Annotated in this window: 13 protein-coding genes; 10 read left to right on the plus strand and 3 right to left on the minus strand. The window is 72.9% G+C overall.

The genetic code is table 11. The features are described from left to right. Positions 1-175: 175 nt before the first annotated feature. Positions 176-2,002, minus strand: coding sequence for an endonuclease/exonuclease/phosphatase family protein (locus ACZ5CZ_RS33865; protein ID WP_385843163.1), 1,827 nt, complete (start codon positions 2,000-2,002; stop codon positions 176-178). 265 nt (positions 2,003-2,267) lie between these two features. Here ACZ5CZ_RS33865 and ACZ5CZ_RS33870 point away from each other — a divergent pair, with 265 nt between their 5' ends. From ACZ5CZ_RS33870 to ACZ5CZ_RS33880, 3 genes are all read left to right on the plus strand, one after another. Next, positions 2,268-3,695 (plus strand): hypothetical protein, encoded by a 1,428-nt coding sequence (locus ACZ5CZ_RS33870; protein WP_468948361.1) that lies wholly within the window; start codon positions 2,268-2,270, stop codon positions 3,693-3,695. A 184-nt stretch (positions 3,696-3,879) separates the two neighbouring features. Then, positions 3,880-5,304, plus strand: coding sequence for an alkaline phosphatase PhoX (locus tag ACZ5CZ_RS33875; protein WP_468948363.1), 1,425 nt, complete (start codon positions 3,880-3,882; stop codon positions 5,302-5,304). Positions 5,305-5,389: 85 nt separating this feature from the next. Then, complete coding sequence (locus ACZ5CZ_RS33880; protein ID WP_468948365.1) at positions 5,390-5,956, plus strand: TetR/AcrR family transcriptional regulator; 567 nt, start codon at positions 5,390-5,392, stop codon at positions 5,954-5,956. Between the two features lie 46 nt (positions 5,957-6,002). Here ACZ5CZ_RS33880 and ACZ5CZ_RS33885 read toward each other — a convergent pair whose 3' ends face one another. Both ACZ5CZ_RS33885 and ACZ5CZ_RS33890 read right to left on the minus strand, forming a co-directional pair. Further along, positions 6,003-7,268, minus strand: a complete 1,266-nt coding sequence (locus ACZ5CZ_RS33885) for a TerD family protein (RefSeq protein ID WP_468948367.1) — start codon at positions 7,266-7,268, stop codon at positions 6,003-6,005. A 69-nt stretch (positions 7,269-7,337) separates the two neighbouring features. Further along, the gene (locus ACZ5CZ_RS33890) at positions 7,338-8,147 is read right to left on the minus strand and encodes an NAD-dependent epimerase/dehydratase family protein (RefSeq protein ID WP_385843169.1); all 810 of its coding nucleotides are present in this window, start codon (positions 8,145-8,147) and stop codon (positions 7,338-7,340) included. Between the two features lie 241 nt (positions 8,148-8,388). Here ACZ5CZ_RS33890 and ACZ5CZ_RS33895 point away from each other — a divergent pair, with 241 nt between their 5' ends. The 7 genes from ACZ5CZ_RS33895 to ACZ5CZ_RS33925 all read left to right on the plus strand — a co-directional run bounded on the left by ACZ5CZ_RS33895 (position 8,389) and on the right by ACZ5CZ_RS33925 (position 15,671). Next, positions 8,389-9,330, plus strand: coding sequence for a 5-dehydro-4-deoxyglucarate dehydratase (locus tag ACZ5CZ_RS33895; RefSeq protein ID WP_468948370.1), 942 nt, complete (start codon positions 8,389-8,391; stop codon positions 9,328-9,330). Next, entirely contained in the window at positions 9,327-10,490 is a 1,164-nt protein-coding gene (locus ACZ5CZ_RS33900; protein WP_468948372.1) for a hypothetical protein, read from the plus strand. The genes ACZ5CZ_RS33895 and ACZ5CZ_RS33900 overlap by 4 nt, the downstream gene beginning before the upstream one ends. A gap of 98 nt (positions 10,491-10,588) precedes the next feature. Next, a complete protein-coding gene (locus tag ACZ5CZ_RS33905; RefSeq protein WP_385843172.1) occupies positions 10,589-11,341 on the plus strand; it encodes an MBL fold metallo-hydrolase in 753 nt (250 codons plus the stop codon). Between the two features lie 120 nt (positions 11,342-11,461). Next, positions 11,462-12,103 (plus strand): GntR family transcriptional regulator, encoded by a 642-nt coding sequence (locus ACZ5CZ_RS33910; protein WP_385843173.1) that lies wholly within the window; start codon positions 11,462-11,464, stop codon positions 12,101-12,103. Next, positions 12,100-13,011: a dihydrodipicolinate synthase family protein gene (locus ACZ5CZ_RS33915; protein ID WP_468948375.1), complete on the plus strand. Its 912-nt coding sequence runs from the start codon at positions 12,100-12,102 to the stop codon at positions 13,009-13,011. The genes ACZ5CZ_RS33910 and ACZ5CZ_RS33915 overlap by 4 nt, the downstream gene beginning before the upstream one ends. Further along, the gene (gene araD / locus ACZ5CZ_RS33920) at positions 13,008-14,741 is read left to right on the plus strand and encodes an L-arabinonate dehydratase (protein ID WP_468948377.1); all 1,734 of its coding nucleotides are present in this window, start codon (positions 13,008-13,010) and stop codon (positions 14,739-14,741) included. The genes ACZ5CZ_RS33915 and araD overlap by 4 nt, the downstream gene beginning before the upstream one ends. 132 nt (positions 14,742-14,873) lie before the next feature. After that, positions 14,874-15,671: an HAD family acid phosphatase gene (locus ACZ5CZ_RS33925; RefSeq protein ID WP_385843176.1), complete on the plus strand. Its 798-nt coding sequence runs from the start codon at positions 14,874-14,876 to the stop codon at positions 15,669-15,671. Positions 15,672-15,674 lie beyond the last annotated feature (3 nt).

Raw genomic sequence — 15,674 nt, forward strand, 5'->3', positions numbered from 1 at the left:
ACGGGGTCGGCCGGTGGCTGGGGGTTGGTGGGTCTGGCTGGACACCGCTGTCCGGCCGCCCCCGCCACCTGTCAGGAACGGCCGGCCCCGCCACCTGTCAGGAACGGCCGGCCCCGCCACCTGTCAGGAACGGACGCCCCGCCGTCCGATCACGGACGGACGCCCTGCCACCTCATCACGGACGGAACCGCAGCACCTGCGGGTCGTGGTCGCTGATCTGGTCGTTGAACTCGGCGTTGACGTGCACGCTGTCGTAGTCGAGGTCGCAGCCGCGCCGGATCGCCGGGCTGACCAGGATCTGGTCCAGCACCTGCTCGTTGCCCTGGTAGTCGTAGGTGTACCGCTCGCTCCGCGGCAGCGACTTGATCGCCGACCACAGCTCGCCGTCACCCTCCAGGATCTTCGCGGTCTCGGAGAACTCGAAGTCGTTCATGTCGCCGAGCGCGACGACGTTCGCGTTCTTCTGGACGGCCAGGATGTCCTTGACGAACGCGTTGACCTCGGTGGCCTGCGCGTGCCGCTGTATCTCCGAGCTGCGCGTCGGCGGCTGGTACTGGGAGGTCAGGCCCTGGTCGCCGCCCTTGGAGGTGAGGTGGTTGGCGATCACGAAGACCGTCTTGCCGCGGAAGACGAACTCGCCGGCCAGCGGCTTGCGGCTGTCCTTCCAGGCCGCGTTCGCCGGGTCGATCCGGCCCGGCGAGGCGGTCAGCTCGGCCTTGCCGTTCACCTTGGTGACGCCCACCGCGGTGGTGGAGTCGCCGCCCGGCCGGTCCACGAAGGACACCCGCTCCGGGTTGAACAGGAACACCTGGCGGATGTTGCCGCCGGGCTGGCCGCCGTCCTGGTCGTTGACCGGGTCGATCGAGCGCCAGTCGTACTTCGGGCCGCCGGCCGCCACGATCGCGTCGATCAGCTTGTTCACCGTCGCGCTCGCGTCGACCGTGCCGTCGTCGGTGACGCCGTTGTCGTCCTGGATCTCCTCCAGGGACACGATGTCCGGCGACTGGAGGTTGTTCACGATGGCGGCGGCGTGTGCGGCGAAGGTGGTGTCGGACGGGTCGAGGTTCTCGACGTTGTACGTCGCCAGCGCCAGCTCGCGGCGGGACTGCTTGCGGGTCGTCTCGCGCTCCAGGCCGCCGCTCTCCAGCGTGCCGAGCTGGTTGGCCACCAGGGTGTAGCCGCCGAACTGGTTGAAGTCCAGCGGGCCGGTGGTGGTGCCCTCCAGGGTGTCGCCGACGTTGGCCTTCGGGAAGGAGGCGGTCGGGCCCAGGGTCTGGATCTGGAGCCGGCCGGTGTTCTGGGAGTCGTAGGAGCCGTAGACCGTGCCCCCGCGGCTGCTCGTGTGCTCGTCCGGCTTCACCGTGACCCACAGCTCGCTGTACGGGTCGGTGGCGCCGACCACGCGGGCATCGGTGACCTGGACGTTCATGCCCTCCAGGGACTCGTAGGCGTCCAGGGCGTACGCCGACGGGTCCAAGGTCAGGCCGTTGATCGAGCCGCCGGCCGCGGGGTCGCCCTCGGGGGCGTACACGTCCGGGACCGAGTCCTCGTCGAGCACGACCGGCGCCGGGACCGCGTTGCCCTTGGAGACGGTGGTGACGGCCGGCTTGGTGATCTCCGTGACCGACTGGTTGCCGGACGAGGTGCCGCCCGGGGTGAACTCGGAGACCGTGCCGGTCACCGTCACCGAGTCGCCCACGGCCACCTTCGGCGCGGAGCTGGTGAAGACGAACACGCCCTCGCTGGTGCGCGGGTCGTCGTCCGCGTTCGGGTCCTGCATCCAGAAGCCCTTGGAGGAGCCGTAGGCGCGCGTGGCCGTGACGATGCCCGGCACGTTCGTCACCTGCTGCCCGGCGTACGGCGAGATCCGGGTGGTGCCCTGGATGTCGTGGATGCGCACGGAGTCGGCGTGCGCCGGGGAGGTGAGGACGACGGCGGACGCGGCGCTGCACACAGCGGCGACGGTGAGCGCGGCGAGGCGCGCGGAAGACCTGCTCGGCAAGGGTTCCCTCCGGGGACGTGACGATGCGCCGGGACGAGGGTGGAACGGGAGCGTGCGGGGCTCGTCGCCCTCTGTGACACGCGTAGAGCCGAGTGAACAGTTGTCCCCCGAACCTCTACGCGCGTCAATCTCCTGCCTGGCACGGGTAGTTGTCAAGGTTTCAGCCATGTACGGCGGCCGACGGGGAGATGAACCGGGCGGCATGGGTGGAAATCCGTCTAGGCTGAGCGGCTGAGTACTTTCACGGTCCGAGGAGAACCAGCCGATGTCAGACAGCTCCCCCCTGCCGCCCGTACGGCTGCACCCCGAACCGGAGCTGGCGCGCGCCGCGCTGTCCACGCCCCTGCTCTCCCGGGCCGCCCGTCTCGCCCGCTGGGCCGGGCCCGACACCCGGGTGGACGCCGGCGGGGGACTGGTGGAGGAGCAGCTTCCGGCCGCCGCCGAACTGCTCGGGCTGTCCGGTGACGACGCCGCCGCGTACGCCAGCGAGGCCTGGCGGGTCGCGGTGGACGCCGGGCTGGTGGAGATCGTGGACGAGGCGGCCGGCACCGTCCGGGCCGGCGAGGATCTGAAGCTGCTCACCGGGGGCTCCCCGGCCGATGTGCTCACCGTGTGGCTGGCCGCGCTGGAGACCGTGCTCGCCGACGCGAGCGTGCCGGACCTGGACGGTCTGGTCGACGCCATGGAGGAGGGCGGCGAGGTCGATTTCTCGTCACTCGACTGGGACCCGGAGGCCGAGGCGGAGTTCCTCGACGGCGTCCTCGGCAACCTCTATCTGCTGACCGTCAGTGAGGACGGCCCCGGCGAGGGTCCCGTCCCGCTGCCCGCGCTCGCCGCCTCCATGATCGTGCCCGACGACATGGGCGAGCCCACCAACGACGTCCTGGAGCAGGTCTCCGACGCGATGATGCGGCTCGACGACCAGTTCCGGATGCTGGAGCCGGTCGGGCTCGTGGAGTACCGGCCGGTGGACGAGGAGCTGATGGCCGACGCCGACGAGGAGCCCGCCGTACCGGTGGGGGAGGACGACGTCGCGCGGTACGGCATGGTCCGCCTGACCCCGCTCGGCGCCTACGGTCTGCGGGCCCGGCTGCTGGAGGCCGGCTTCGACGCGCCGGCCGTCGGTGAACTCGCCGACAAGGGCGCCGACGTGCTGCTCGACGGCACCGCGCGGTTCGGGCAGTCCGCCGCCCGGGCCGAGACCGAGCAGTGGCTGGAACTGCGGGAACCGCTCGTCGCCGCCCGTGAGTTGCTGTCCGCCGCGCGCGGTGCGGATCCGGGCGCGCCGCTGCGCCGGCTGCGCTGCCAGCAGGCCCTGTCCCTGGTCGGCGCGGAGGCCGAGCCCGCGCTGCGGGAGGTGCTGGACGACCCGGAGCTGGGCGGTCTGGCCCGGGTGTGGCTGAGCGAGCGGGGCGCCGCACAGGTGCCCGCGCCCTCCGAGGACCTGGTGTTCTGGCTGACCATCGACACCGTGGCGGCGCAGCTCCAGGCCGAGGGCAACTCCGAGGAACTGCGGGCGCTGGTGGCCGGACTGGCCTCGCAGCACAGCGGGTTCTTCGCGACGGCCTGGCGGGTGGACCACCCGGCGACGGCCGATGTGCTGGAGGCGATGGGCCGGCTGCACCCGGACAAGAAGGTGGCGAAGGAGGCGCGGAAGGCCGCGTTCAAGGCCCGTTCGCAGCAGGCGGGCTGAGCCCACGGGGCCACCGGGGTCCACGCAGCGGAAAAGGAAGTCATGGGGCCGGGCATACGGTTTCTTGAACAAGGACCGCTGAAGTACCCCCGTGTTCAGCCGGTGTTCAGACGTGGGCGGGAGCGTGTGCGGCGCACCGAGGTCCGCCACCCTCCACGGCACTCCCACCGTCTCAGGAGACACCATGTCGCTCACCCGCAGGGACTTCGCCAGAACCTCAGCGCTCAGCGGTGCCGGGATCGCCCTGGCGGGCAGCGTCGGCGCCCTGGCCAGCGCGCCCGGCGCCCTCGCCGCCACGGAGTCCGGACACGGCGGCCCGGGCGGGGTCGGCTACGGCCCGCTGCTCCCCGACCCCGACGGCATCCTCGCCCTGCCCGCGGGCTTCTCCTACCGGGTCGTCACCTACAGCGGCAGGACCCGGCTGGAGTCCGGCGAGTTCACCCCGTCGAACCACGACGGCACCGCCGCCTTCGACGGCCCGCGGGGCGCCACCCTGCTCGTCAACAACCACGAGCTGAAGGGCCCGCGCTCCGCCTGGGCGCACCCGGTCCCGCTCGTCGAGGGCCTGGTCTACGACCCCGCCGCCGCCGGTGGCTGCACGGTCGTCGAGGTCCGCCGCGATCAGGTGGCGGAGTGGGTGGGCATCGCCGGCACCTCCACCAACTGCGCCGGCGGCAGGACACCTTGGGGCACCTGGCTGACCTGCGAGGAGACCGAGGACAAGGCCGGCCAGAACGGCATGACCAAGGACCACGGCTATGTCTTCGAGGTCGACCCCGCCGACCGCCGGGCGGGCCGCGCCCCCCAGCCGGTCAAGGCGCTCGGCCGGTACGCCCACGAAGCCGCCGTGGTGGACCCCCGGCGCGGCCATCTGTACCTGACCGAGGACGCCGCCGGCCCCAACGGCCTGCTGTACCGCTGGACCCCGCCGGAGGGCTTCCGGCACGGCCGGGGCAGGCTGCGCACCCTCGCCGACGACGCCGGTGTGCTCCAGGCCTTCCGCTGCTTCGACTCCGGCGGCCGCTACGTGGACGACCTGTCCCGCGCCACCAGGACCGGCACCGTCTACGGCGTGGACTGGGTGGACGTCCCCGACCGCGACGCCCGCAGCGTGTCGGTGCGCAAGCAGTTCGCCGACGGCCAGGTCACCCGCGCCCGCAAGCTGGAGGGCATGTGGTGGGGCGACGGCGGCGCCTACATCGTCTCGTCCTACGCCCGCGCGGAGAGCCCGGTCCAGCACGACGGCCAGGTCTGGTTCTACGACCCCCGGCGCCGCACCCTCACCCTGAAGGTGCTCCTCGGGGTGAACCCGGACCCGGCCGCGGACGGCGCCTTCGACGGCCCGGACAACATCACCGTCTCGCCGTACGGCGGACTGGTCATCGCCGAGGACGGCGAGGGCGTCCAGCATCTGTTCGGGGCCACCGACAGCGGCCGTACGTACCCGATCGCCCGCAACGAGCTGAACATCGGCACGGCGGAGAAGCCCGAGTACAGCGAGTTCACCGGCGTCACCTTCTCGCCCGACGGCAGCACCCTGTTCGCCAACATCCAGGAGCCCGGGATCATGCTCGCCATCACCGGGCCGTGGAGGCGGCAGCAGCGGTAACCGCTCCCCGCACCGCCGGCCGCGGCCTCCGGGCGCCCTTTGTGGCTAGCATGCGCAGAGGGCCACGGCGGCAAGGAGTGGGTGGATGACGCAGATCAGGCCCATGCGCGCGGACGCTCGGCGCAACTACGAGCGGCTGCTGAGGGTGGCGGCGGAGGCCTTCGCCGAGCATGGGGAGAACGCGTCGCTGGATGACATCGCCAAGCGGGCGGGCGTCGGCTCGGGGACGCTCTACCGGCACTTCCCGACCCGGCAGGCGCTGTTGCAGGCGGCGTACGTCGACCGGATCGAGGCGCTGGGCCGGCGGGCCGACGAGCTGGCGCAGGAGCTGCCGCCGGGCGAGGCGCTGCTGGAGTGGCTGCACGAGCTGTGCGTCGCCACCATCCAGGTGCGCGGCACGCGGGCCCTGCTGGGCTCGGCGGTCACGGACGGCGGCCCGGCCGCGGTGACGCCGTGCGGTACGGCGGTGCAGGGCGCCGCGACCCGCCTGGTGGCGGCGGCCCGGGCGGAGGGTGCCCTGCGGGCCGACCTGGAACCGATCGAGCTGCTGCGGCTGGCCCACGGGGTCGCCACGGCCTCCGAGCTGGCGGGCGGGCAGGGGCGGCAGCTCGGGCGGTATCTGTCGCTGCTGGTGGAGGGGTTGCGGCCGTAGCGCAGCGGTCACGCCGGTCGCTGCCGCACCCCTCCCGTGGGGCGGGCTACAACGCCCGCGCCCCCGGCTCCACCATGGTCCGCACCGTCCGGGACGCCACGAACTCGCCCAGCGCGGTCATGTCCCACTCCCCGGAGAACTGGCGGACCAGCTTGGCCATCATCACGCCCGTGTGCGGCTCGGCGTGGGTGAGGTCGAAGCGGACCAGCTCCTCACCGGTCGAGGCGTCGAGCAGCCGGCAGTAGGCCTTGGCGACGTCCGTGAACTTCTGGCCGGAGAAGGAGTTCACCGTGAAGACCAGGCCGGTGACCTGCTGGGGGAGCCGGCCGAGGTCGACCGTGATCACCTCGTCGTCGCCCGCGCCCTCGCCGGTGAGGTTGTCCCCGGAGTGGCTGATCGCGCCGTCCAGGACGGTCAGCTTGCCGAAGTAGCAGCTGTCCACGTGGTCGCGCTGCGGGCCGTAGGCGATGACCGAGGCGTCCAGGTCGATGTCACTGCCGTGGAACGCGGGCTCCCAGCCGAGGCCCATCTGCACCCGGGACAGCAGCGGGCGGCCGCCCTTGACCAGCGACACCGTCTGGTTCTTCTGGAGGCTGACCCGGCCCTTGTCCAGGTTGACCTTCCCGGCACCGGGGGCGGGGGCGGCCGGGGCCGCGGGAGCTGCCGGTGCGGGGGCGGCCGGGGTGGCCGGGGTCGCCGGGGCCGCGGGAGCTGCCGGTGCGGGGGCGGCCGGGGTGGCCGGGGTCGCCGGGGCCGCGGGGGCTGCCGGTGCGGGGGCGGCCGGGGTGGCCGGGGTCGCCGGGGCCGCGGGGGCCGCCGGTTCCTCCACCGTCACCCCGAAGTCGGTGGCGATGCCGGCCAGGCCGTCGGCGTATCCCTGACCGACCGCGCGGGCCTTCCAGCCGCCGCCCCGGCGGTAGAGCTCCACCACGACCAGCGCGGTCTCGGTGCCGAGCCGGGGCGGGGTGAACGTGGCCAGCACCGCGCCGGTGTCCGCGTCGTGGAGGGTGGCCGTCGGCTCGATGCCCTGGAAGGTCTGCCCGGCGGCGTCCGGGCTGGCCGTGACCACGATCTTCTCGATGTCCGGCGGGACCGCGCCGGTGTCGACCGTGATCGCGTCCGGCCCGGCACCGCCGCCGGACCGGTAGGTCACGCCGGGCCCGGCCGGCTGGTTGTAGAAGATGAAGTCGTCGTCCGAACGCACCTTGCCGTCGGCGGTGAGCAGCAGGCCCGACACGTCGAGCCGCACCGGGGCGGTGACGTCCACCGTCACGCGGGCGGCCGGCAGAGGGATGTTCGAGCCTGGGGTCATAGCTGTCATGCCGGGTGAACGAACGAGCCCGCTTTACCGTTCCCTTACCCGGCGGATCCGGCCAGGGGCTCAGTACGGCCAGATGGGCGGGTCGGTGACGAAGTGCCCGCCCAGGTTCCGGTGGGCCGGGTTGTCCGGGTCCAGCTCGCCCTGCTCGGCGATCAGCTTCTCGGCGTACGGCTCGGAGTCGTCCCGGGGTTCGTAGCCGAGCGCCCGCGCGCTGCCGAGGTCCCACCACAGGCGGGTGTTGGCGGAGGAGCCGTAGACCACGGTGTGGCCGACCTGCTCGGCGGTCAGGGCCGCGTGGAAGAGCCGGGCGCCGTCGGCCGGGCTCATCCACACCGAGAGCATGCGCACGGTGGTCGGCTCCGGGAAGCAGGAGCCGATGCGCACCGAGACGGTCTCCAGGCCGTGCTTGTCCCAGTAGAGCTGGGCCAGGTCCTCGCCGAAGGCCTTCGACAGGCCGTAGAAGGTGTCCGGGCGGTGCGGGGTGTCCACCGGGATCGGCGGCTCGCCCGCGCGCGGGGCCGGGGTGTACCCGACGGCGTGGTTGGAGGAGGCGAAGACGATCCGGCGCACGCCTTCCTGGCGGGCGGCCTCGTAGAGGTGGTACGTGCCCTCGATGTTCGACCGGAGGATCTTGTCGAAGGGGGCTTCCAGGGAGATGCCCGCGAGATGGAGGACCGCGTCCACGCCCCGCACCGCCTCGCGCACCGCCGCCGGGTCGGTGAGGTCGCCGGTGATCGCGTCCGGCGCGTCCTCGATGGGGCGCACGTCGAACAGGCGCAGGGTGTAGCCGTACTCCGGCAGCAGGGACCGCATCAGGGTGCCGAGCCCGCCGGCGGCACCGGTGAGCAGAACGGTACGGGGAGCGGGCATCCTCGGTCTCCTTGGCCTCCAGGGCCGTCTCCTCGACACCGACGGCCGCATGCGTGGACAGAATTCACATGCGTGGACACGCTAGGGAGCGCCCGCATGCCCCGTCAAGTGTGCCGTGACAGGGGCAAATCCGCTGCCGGGATGCCTGTTCGGGTGCTTGACCCGCTCCCTGGTGGGCCCTTAGCGTGAGATCGTTCAGAAATATAGACGACGATCAGAAACATGCACACAGGGAGCGCCCGTGACGCCTGCCCCGCTCGCCGCCCGGCTCCGCGACCCCCGCGGGCCGCTCTTCTTCCCCGTCACGGCCTACGGCTCCGACGGCTCGCCCGACCTCGACGCCTACCGCGCGCATGTGCGCCGGGGCATCGACGCGGGCGCGGCCGCCGTGTTCGCCTGCTGCGGCACCGGCGAGTTCCACGCGCTGCTGCCGGAGGAGTTCGAGGACTGCGTCCGGGCGGCCGTGGAGGCGGCCGAGGGCCGGGTCCCGGTCGTCGCCGGCGCCGGGTACGGCACCGCGCTCGCCGTCCGCTACGCCCGCCTCGCCGAGCGGGCGGGCGCCGACGGGCTGCTCGCCCTGCCGCCGTACCTGGTCGTCGCCGGACAGGAGGGCCTGCTGCGGCACTACCGGGAGATCGCCGCCGCCACCCCGCTGCCGGTCGTCGTCTACCAACGCGACAACGCGGTCTTCACCCCGGACACCGTGGTCGCACTCGCCCGCATCGAGGGGATCATCGGCCTCAAGGACGGCCTCGGCGACCTGGACCTCATGCAGCGGATCGTCAGCGCCGTCCGCACCGAGGTCCCCGGCGACTTCCTCTACTTCAACGGCCTGCCCACCGCCGAGCAGACCCAGCTCGCCTACCGCGCCCTCGGCATCACCCTCTACTCCTCGGCGGTGTTCTGCTTCGCCCCGGAACTCGCCCTCGCCTACCACCGGGCGCTGGAAGCGGGCGACGAGGCCACGGTCCGCCGCCTCCTGGACGGCTTCTACCGCCCGTTCGTGGAGCTGCGCGCACAGGGCCGCGGCTATGCCGTCTCCCTGGTCAAGGCGGGGGTACGGCTGCGCGGTCTGGACGTCGGCGAGGTCCGTCCGCCCCTGCACGAACCGGCGGACGAGCACGTCAAGCAGCTCGCCCGGCTGATCGAGCGGGGGTACGCGCTGCTGGAGGAGGGCGCGTGAAGGCGTCGGCGTTCCTCTACCCCTGGGACGTCAACGGGGACCCCGGGGCCCCCGCGCGCATCGCCGCACTCGGCGTCGAGCAGGTGACCCTCGCCGTCGCCTACCACTCCACCCGCGCGCTGACCCCCCGCCATCCGCAGCACCGCATCGTCACCGCCGAGCACGCGGCCGTCCTCTACCCGCCGGACGGCCGCTGGACCGGCCGCGCCCTCAGGCCGTACCCGGCCGGCCGCTGGGCCCCCCGCGACGCCTACGGCGAGGCGGCCGAGGCGCTCGCGGCGGCGGGCCTGGAGGTGCACAGCTGGGTGGTGCTCGCCCACAACTCCCGCCTGGGCGCCGAACACCCCGACACCTCCGTGCGGAACGCCTACGGCGACCGCTACCCCTGGGCGCCCTGCATCGCCCAGCCCGCCACGCGCGCGTACCTGACCGACCTCGCCGCCGAGGCCGCCGTACGCCCCGGGGCGCGCGGCACCGAACTCGAGTCCCTCGGCTGGTACGGACTCCAGCATCTGCACGCCCACGACAAGACCTCCGGCGTGGCCCTCGGGGACGCCGGGCAGTACCTGATGTCCCTGTGCTTCTGCCCCGCCTGCGCGGCCGGCTACGGCGAACACGGCCTGGACGCCGAGGAGCTGGCGCGGGCCGTACGGTCCGCGCTGGAGCCACTGTGGCGCGGCACGGCGGACGACGAGGGCTGGCCCACGGTCGGCACACTGCTCGGCGAGGAGACGGCGGCCGCCACGCGCGCGTGGCGCGAGACGGCGGCCCGCACCCTCCAGGAGGCGGCCGTCACCGCCGTCCGCGCCGCCGCACCCCCCGCCTTCCAGGTCCTGCTCCACGCCGACCCGGTCTCCTACCACTGCGGCGCCAACCCGGGCGTCGATCCCGCCCACATCCTCTCCGTCGCCGACGGCGTGGTCGTGCCGTGCACGGGCGGTACGGCCCTGCTGGCGCCGTTCGCCGGGCACGCCCGCGACACCAGCGTGCTGGCCGCCAACCTCACCGTCGTCTCCGGCATGGGCGGCAGCCCCCGCACCCTCGCGGCGGACGCGGCCCGCGCGCGCGACGAGGGCGCGACGGAACTGCGGCTGTACCACGCAGGACTGGCGTCGGACGCGGACCTGGCGGCGGTACGGGAGGCACTCGCCGCACGCTGACGATCCGAGGGTGGCCATCGTCCGGATCCGCACCGGGTTCGCAGGTCCGTGCCGGGTTCGGTCGGGAGCCCGGTGCGAGGCGTCGTACGCTCCCTGTCATGCCCCTCACGCTCACCGTCCTCGGCACCGCCTCCCCGCACCCGGGCCCCGACCGGCCCTGCTCCGGATACCTGCTGTCCGGCGGGGGCGCCGAGGTGTGGGTGGACGCGGGTCCCGGTACCTTCGCCGCGTTGCAGCGGCACACGGATCCCGCGCGGCTCACCGCGATCTGGATCTCCCACCTGCACGCCGACCACAGCGCCGACCTGCTGTCCGCCGCCTACGCCTTCGCCTTCGGCGGGATGGCCCCGGCCGCGCCCATCCCGCTCTACGCCCCGCAGGACTGCGCCCAGCGGCTGGCCGGCTTCCTCGGCCGGCCGGACACCGGCTTCCTCAAGGATGTCTTCGACTTCCGCCCCCTGTACGACGGCCATGACGTCCGGCACTGGAACCTCCGCCTGACCGCCCGTGCCGTCGCCCACGACACCGAGGCCTACGGACTGCGCGCCGAGTGCCAGGGCAGCGTGCTCGCCTACTCCGGGGACAGCGGGCCCTGTGTCGCGCTCACCGAACTCGCCGCCCGCGCCGACCTGTTCCTGTGCGAGGCCGACCTCGACACGCGTCGCGAAGGCGAACAGGTGCATCTGACGCCGGAGGACGCCGGCCGGATCGCCCGGGAGGCCCATGTGCGCGAGCTGCTCATCACCCACGTCGGTCCCGGGCTGAGCCGCGAGGCGGCCACCGCACGCGCCGCCGCCGTCGCCGGCCGGCCCACCGGCACCGCCCGGGAGGGCGAGTCGCGCACCGTCTGAACCCCCGCCCGACTTCTTTTGTCAGAAGCGTTGACGAACTCCCGGCCCTCTCCTACCTTCGTCGCGTCGTACTTCATACGTCATATATGAGACGCGATATGTGAGATCCGAGAGGGCCGCATGACCTCTGTGCCCACACCGATCCCGTCCCGGACGCAGTTCGTGCTGGACGCGATCAAACACCGCATCCTGACCGGCCTGCTGACGCCCGGTCAGGCGCTGGTCGAGACCGAGCTGGCCGCACAGTTCGGGGTGTCCAAGACCCCCGTGCGGGAGGCGCTGAAGACCCTCGCCGGGACCGGACTCGTCGTGCTGAGCCAGTACAAGGGCGTCACGGTGCGCAGGGTGGACGCGGACATGGCACGCGAGGTCTACGACGTGCGGCTGCTGCTGGAACCGGAGGCCCTGCACCGGGCCGTACGGCGCGGCGCCTCCCTCGACGCCGCGCGCGACGCGCTGGCCCGCGCCGACGGCGCCACCGACACCGCCGAACGCTCCCTCGCCAACCGCGACTTCCACCGCGCCCTCTACCTGCCGTGCGGCAACCCGCTGCTCGGCCGGATGCTGGACGAGGTCCGCGACCAGGCCGCCCTGGTCGCCGCCGTCGCCTGGGCCGCCGAGCCCTCCTGGGAGCGGGAGGCCGCCGAGCACCGGGAGATCCTGCGGCTCGCGCTGGACGGCGACGCCGACGGCGCCGCGGGTGCCCTGCACGCCCACATCGCGTCCTTCGTCCGCCGTGCCTTCCCCGAAGGACCTTCATGAGCAGCATGACGTTCGAGACCCAACGGGCGGCCCTCGCCGATGTCGTGGCCATCCCGGTGACCCCCTTCGCCGAGGACGGCTCCGTCGCCGGGGACACCCTCCGGGCCCTGCTGCGCCGCCTGCTCGACGGCGGGATCAGGACCCTCACCCCGAACGGCAACACCGGCGAGTTCTACGCCCTCACCCCCGAGGAGCGCCGTCTGGTCACCGAGCTGACCGTCGACGAGGCCGGGGAGCGGGCCGAGATCCTGGTCGGGGTCGGGCACGACGTGCCCACCGCCGTCGCCTCCGCCCGGCACGCCCGGGACCTCGGCGCCGGGATGGTGATGGTCCACCAGCCCGTGCACCCCTACGGGTCGGCCGCCGGCTGGGTCGACTACCACCGCGCCGTCGCCGAGGCCGTGCCAGAGCTGGGCGTGGTCCCGTACATCCGCAACGACCGGCTGCCCGGCGCCCGGCTCGCCGAACTCGCCGGCCACTGCCCGAACGTCATCGGCGTCAAGTACGCCGTACCGGACGCCGCCCGGTTCGCCGCCTTCGCCCGCGACGCCGGCCTCGACCGCTTCGTCTGGGTCGCCGGGCTCGCCGAGCCCTACGCCCCCTCCTACTTCTCGGCGGGCGCCACCGGCTTCACCTCCGGACTCGTGAACGTCGCCCCGGCTCTCTCGCGCACCATGCTCGAAGCGCTGCGCTCCGGCGACTACCCGGCCGCCATGAAGGTCTGGGAGCGGATCCGGCGCTTCGAGGAACTGCGCGCCGCGCACGGCTCCGCCCACAACGTCACCGTCGTCAAGGAGGCCCTCGCCGCACTCGGCCTGTGCCGCCGGGACGTCCGCCCGCCGAGCAGCCTGCTGCCCGAGGACGAGCGCGCCGAGGTGGCCGCCATCGCCGAGGGGTGGTCCATATGACCGGCCCCCGCAGGCGGCCGGAGGAGCTGCGCAGCCACCAGTGGTACGGCACCGACGGGCTGCGCTCCTTCAGCCACCGCGCCCGCACCCGCCAGCTCGGCTATCTGCCCGAGGAGCACCTCGGCAAGCCGGTCGTCGCGATCCTCAACACCTGGTCCGACATCAACCCCTGCCATGCGCACCTGCGGGACCGCGCCCAGGCCGTCAAGCGCGGGGTGTGGCAGGCCGGCGGCTTCCCGCTGGAGTTCCCGGTCTCGACGCTCAGCGAGACCTTCCAGAAGCCGACCCCGATGCTCTACCGCAACCTGCTCGCCATGGAGACCGAGGAGCTGCTGCGGTCCTACCCCGTGGACGGCGCCGTGCTCATGGGCGGCTGCGACAAGACCACGCCGGCCCTGCTGATGGGCGCCGCGAGCGTCGGCCTGCCGACCGTGTTCGTGCCCGCCGGCCCCATGCTCCCCGGCCACTGGCGCGGCGAGGTGCTCGGCTCCGGCACCGACATGTGGAAGTACTGGGACGACAGGCGCGCCGGTCTCATCGGCGACTGCGAGCTGGCCGAGCTGGAGAGCGGCCTGGCCCGTTCGCCCGGCCACTGCATGACCATGGGTACGGCGTCCACGCTGACGGCCGCCGCCGAGGCGCTCGGGGTGACCGTGCCGGGCGCGTCCAGCATCCCGGCGGTGGACTCCGGGCACGACCGGATGGCCGCCAGGGCGGGGCTCCGGATCGTCGAACTGGTCCACATGGACCGCAGGCTGGGCGACATCCTCACCCGTGAGGCGTTCGAGGACGCCGTCACCACCGTGCTCGGCCTCGGCGGCTCCACCAACGCCGTGATCCACCTGATCGCCATGGCCGGCCGCGCCGGGGTGAAGCTCACCCTGGACGACTTCGACCGCATCGCCCGCACCGTGCCCGTCCTCGCCAACGTCCGCCCCGGCGGCCGGACCTACCTGATGGAGGACTTCCACTTCGCAGGCGGCCTGCCGGGCTTCCTCTCCCGGATCCCGGACCTGCTCCACCTGGACCGGCCGACCGTCTCGTACGACACGCTGCGCGAGCAGCTCGCGGGCGCCCGGGTGCACGACGACGACGTCATCCGGCCCCGCGGCAACCCGGTCGCGGGCGAGGGCGGGGTCGCGGTGCTGCGCGGCAACCTCTGCCCGGACGGCGCGGTCATCAAGCACATCGCCGCCGAGCCGCAGCTGCTGAAGCACACCGGCCCGGCCGTCGTCTTCGACGACTACCGGACCATGCAGCGCACCATCGACGACCCCGCGCTCGGCATCACCGCCGACAGCGTGCTGGTGCTGCGCGGCGCCGGACCCAAGGGCGGGCCGGGCATGCCCGAGTACGGCATGCTGCCCATCCCGGACCACCTGCTCCAGCAGGGCGTGCGCGACATGGTCCGGATCTCCGACGCCCGGATGAGCGGCACCAGCTACGGCGCCTGTGTGCTGCACGTGGCCCCCGAGTCGTACGTCGGCGGCCCGCTCGCGCTGGTGCGCACCGGCGACCTCATCACCCTGGACGTCGACGCCCGCCGCCTGCACCTCCATGTGGACGACGCGGAGCTGGCCCGCCGCAAGGCCGCCTGGACGCCGCCGCCCGCCCGGTACGAGCGCGGCTACGGCGCCCTCTACACCGGGCAGATCACCCAGGCCGACTCCGGCTGCGACTTCGCGTTCCTGGCCCGGCCCGGCCGGGTGCCGGACCCCTACGCGGGCTGACCGACTCCCAGTCGGCGCCACGATGAACCGACGGCAACGCAGCGGCGGCGAGGGCCCGTTCGGCGGATGGCTTGATATCGATCGGGCAACGGTGCTCGCGCTACCCGCGGTGACGCGCGTAGAAAACCTGTCATGCATAAAACACTGCGAATCGCTGCTGTCGCCGCGAGCTGCGCCCTGGCCGGCGGCGTCCTGTTCGGGGCCGGCGCCGCCACCGCCCACCAGTCGACGGCGAACTCCACCCACGAGCCCTACAACATCGGGCAGCTGGTGAAGGACATCGACACCTACTACGGCACCCACGCCGACGCCAACGGCGTGTACCAGGCCTCGCCGGACAGCCCGTACGCGCAGGACCTGGCCGACATCGACGCCGACGCCAAGCGCTACATAGACAAGGCGGCCCGCAAGGCGCTGCGCCACGGCGAGAAGCCGGCCGTCGTCTTCGACATCGACGACACGCTGCTGCTCAGCCTCGACTACGAGAAGCGCTACAACTACACGTTCAACCCCACCACGTGGAACGACTACGTGAACAAGGCCGACCGCCCCGAGGTCTTCGGCAGCCCCGAGCTGGTGCAGTACGCCGCGTCCAAGGGTGTCGAGGTCTTCTACAACTCCGGGCTGAGCGAGGCCCAGCGCGCCGGTGCCGTGGAGAACCTGAAGAAGGTCGGCTCCGACGTGAACCTCGACACCGACCACATGTTCCTCAAGGACAAGGCCAACCCGCCGGCCTACCTGAGCGACTGCGCCACCGCGGGCGCCTGGAACTGCACCACCGTGCAGTACAAGTCCGGCACCCGCAAGCACATCGAGGACGACCTCGGGTACACGATCATCGCCGACTTCGGCGACCAGTACTCGGACCTCGACGGCGGTTACACCGGCCGCACCTACAAGCTGCCGAACCCGACGTACTTCGTCGGCTGACCC

It is taken from the genome of Streptomyces sp. NPDC031418 (assembly GCF_055581605.1).

Excerpts from the sequence above, each read along its gene's own strand:
- ACZ5CZ_RS33925 (WP_385843176.1), top strand. The coding sequence starts at position 14,874 with ATGCATAAAACACTGCGAATCGCTGCTGTCGCCGCGAGCTGCGCCCTG.
- ACZ5CZ_RS33915 (WP_468948375.1), top strand. The coding sequence starts at position 12,100 with ATGAGCAGCATGACGTTCGAGACCCAACGGGCGGCCCTCGCCGATGTC.
- ACZ5CZ_RS33880 (WP_468948365.1), top strand. The coding sequence starts at position 5,390 with ATGACGCAGATCAGGCCCATGCGCGCGGACGCTCGGCGCAACTACGAG.
- ACZ5CZ_RS33885 (WP_468948367.1), bottom strand. The coding sequence starts at position 7,268 with ATGACCCCAGGCTCGAACATCCCTCTGCCGGCCGCCCGCGTGACGGTG.
- ACZ5CZ_RS33875 (WP_468948363.1), top strand. The coding sequence starts at position 3,880 with ATGTCGCTCACCCGCAGGGACTTCGCCAGAACCTCAGCGCTCAGCGGT.
- ACZ5CZ_RS33910 (WP_385843173.1), top strand. The coding sequence starts at position 11,462 with ATGACCTCTGTGCCCACACCGATCCCGTCCCGGACGCAGTTCGTGCTG.
- ACZ5CZ_RS33905 (WP_385843172.1), top strand. The coding sequence starts at position 10,589 with ATGCCCCTCACGCTCACCGTCCTCGGCACCGCCTCCCCGCACCCGGGC.
- ACZ5CZ_RS33890 (WP_385843169.1), bottom strand. The coding sequence starts at position 8,147 with ATGCCCGCTCCCCGTACCGTTCTGCTCACCGGTGCCGCCGGCGGGCTC.
- araD (WP_468948377.1), top strand. The coding sequence starts at position 13,008 with ATGACCGGCCCCCGCAGGCGGCCGGAGGAGCTGCGCAGCCACCAGTGG.
- ACZ5CZ_RS33870 (WP_468948361.1), top strand. The coding sequence starts at position 2,268 with ATGTCAGACAGCTCCCCCCTGCCGCCCGTACGGCTGCACCCCGAACCG.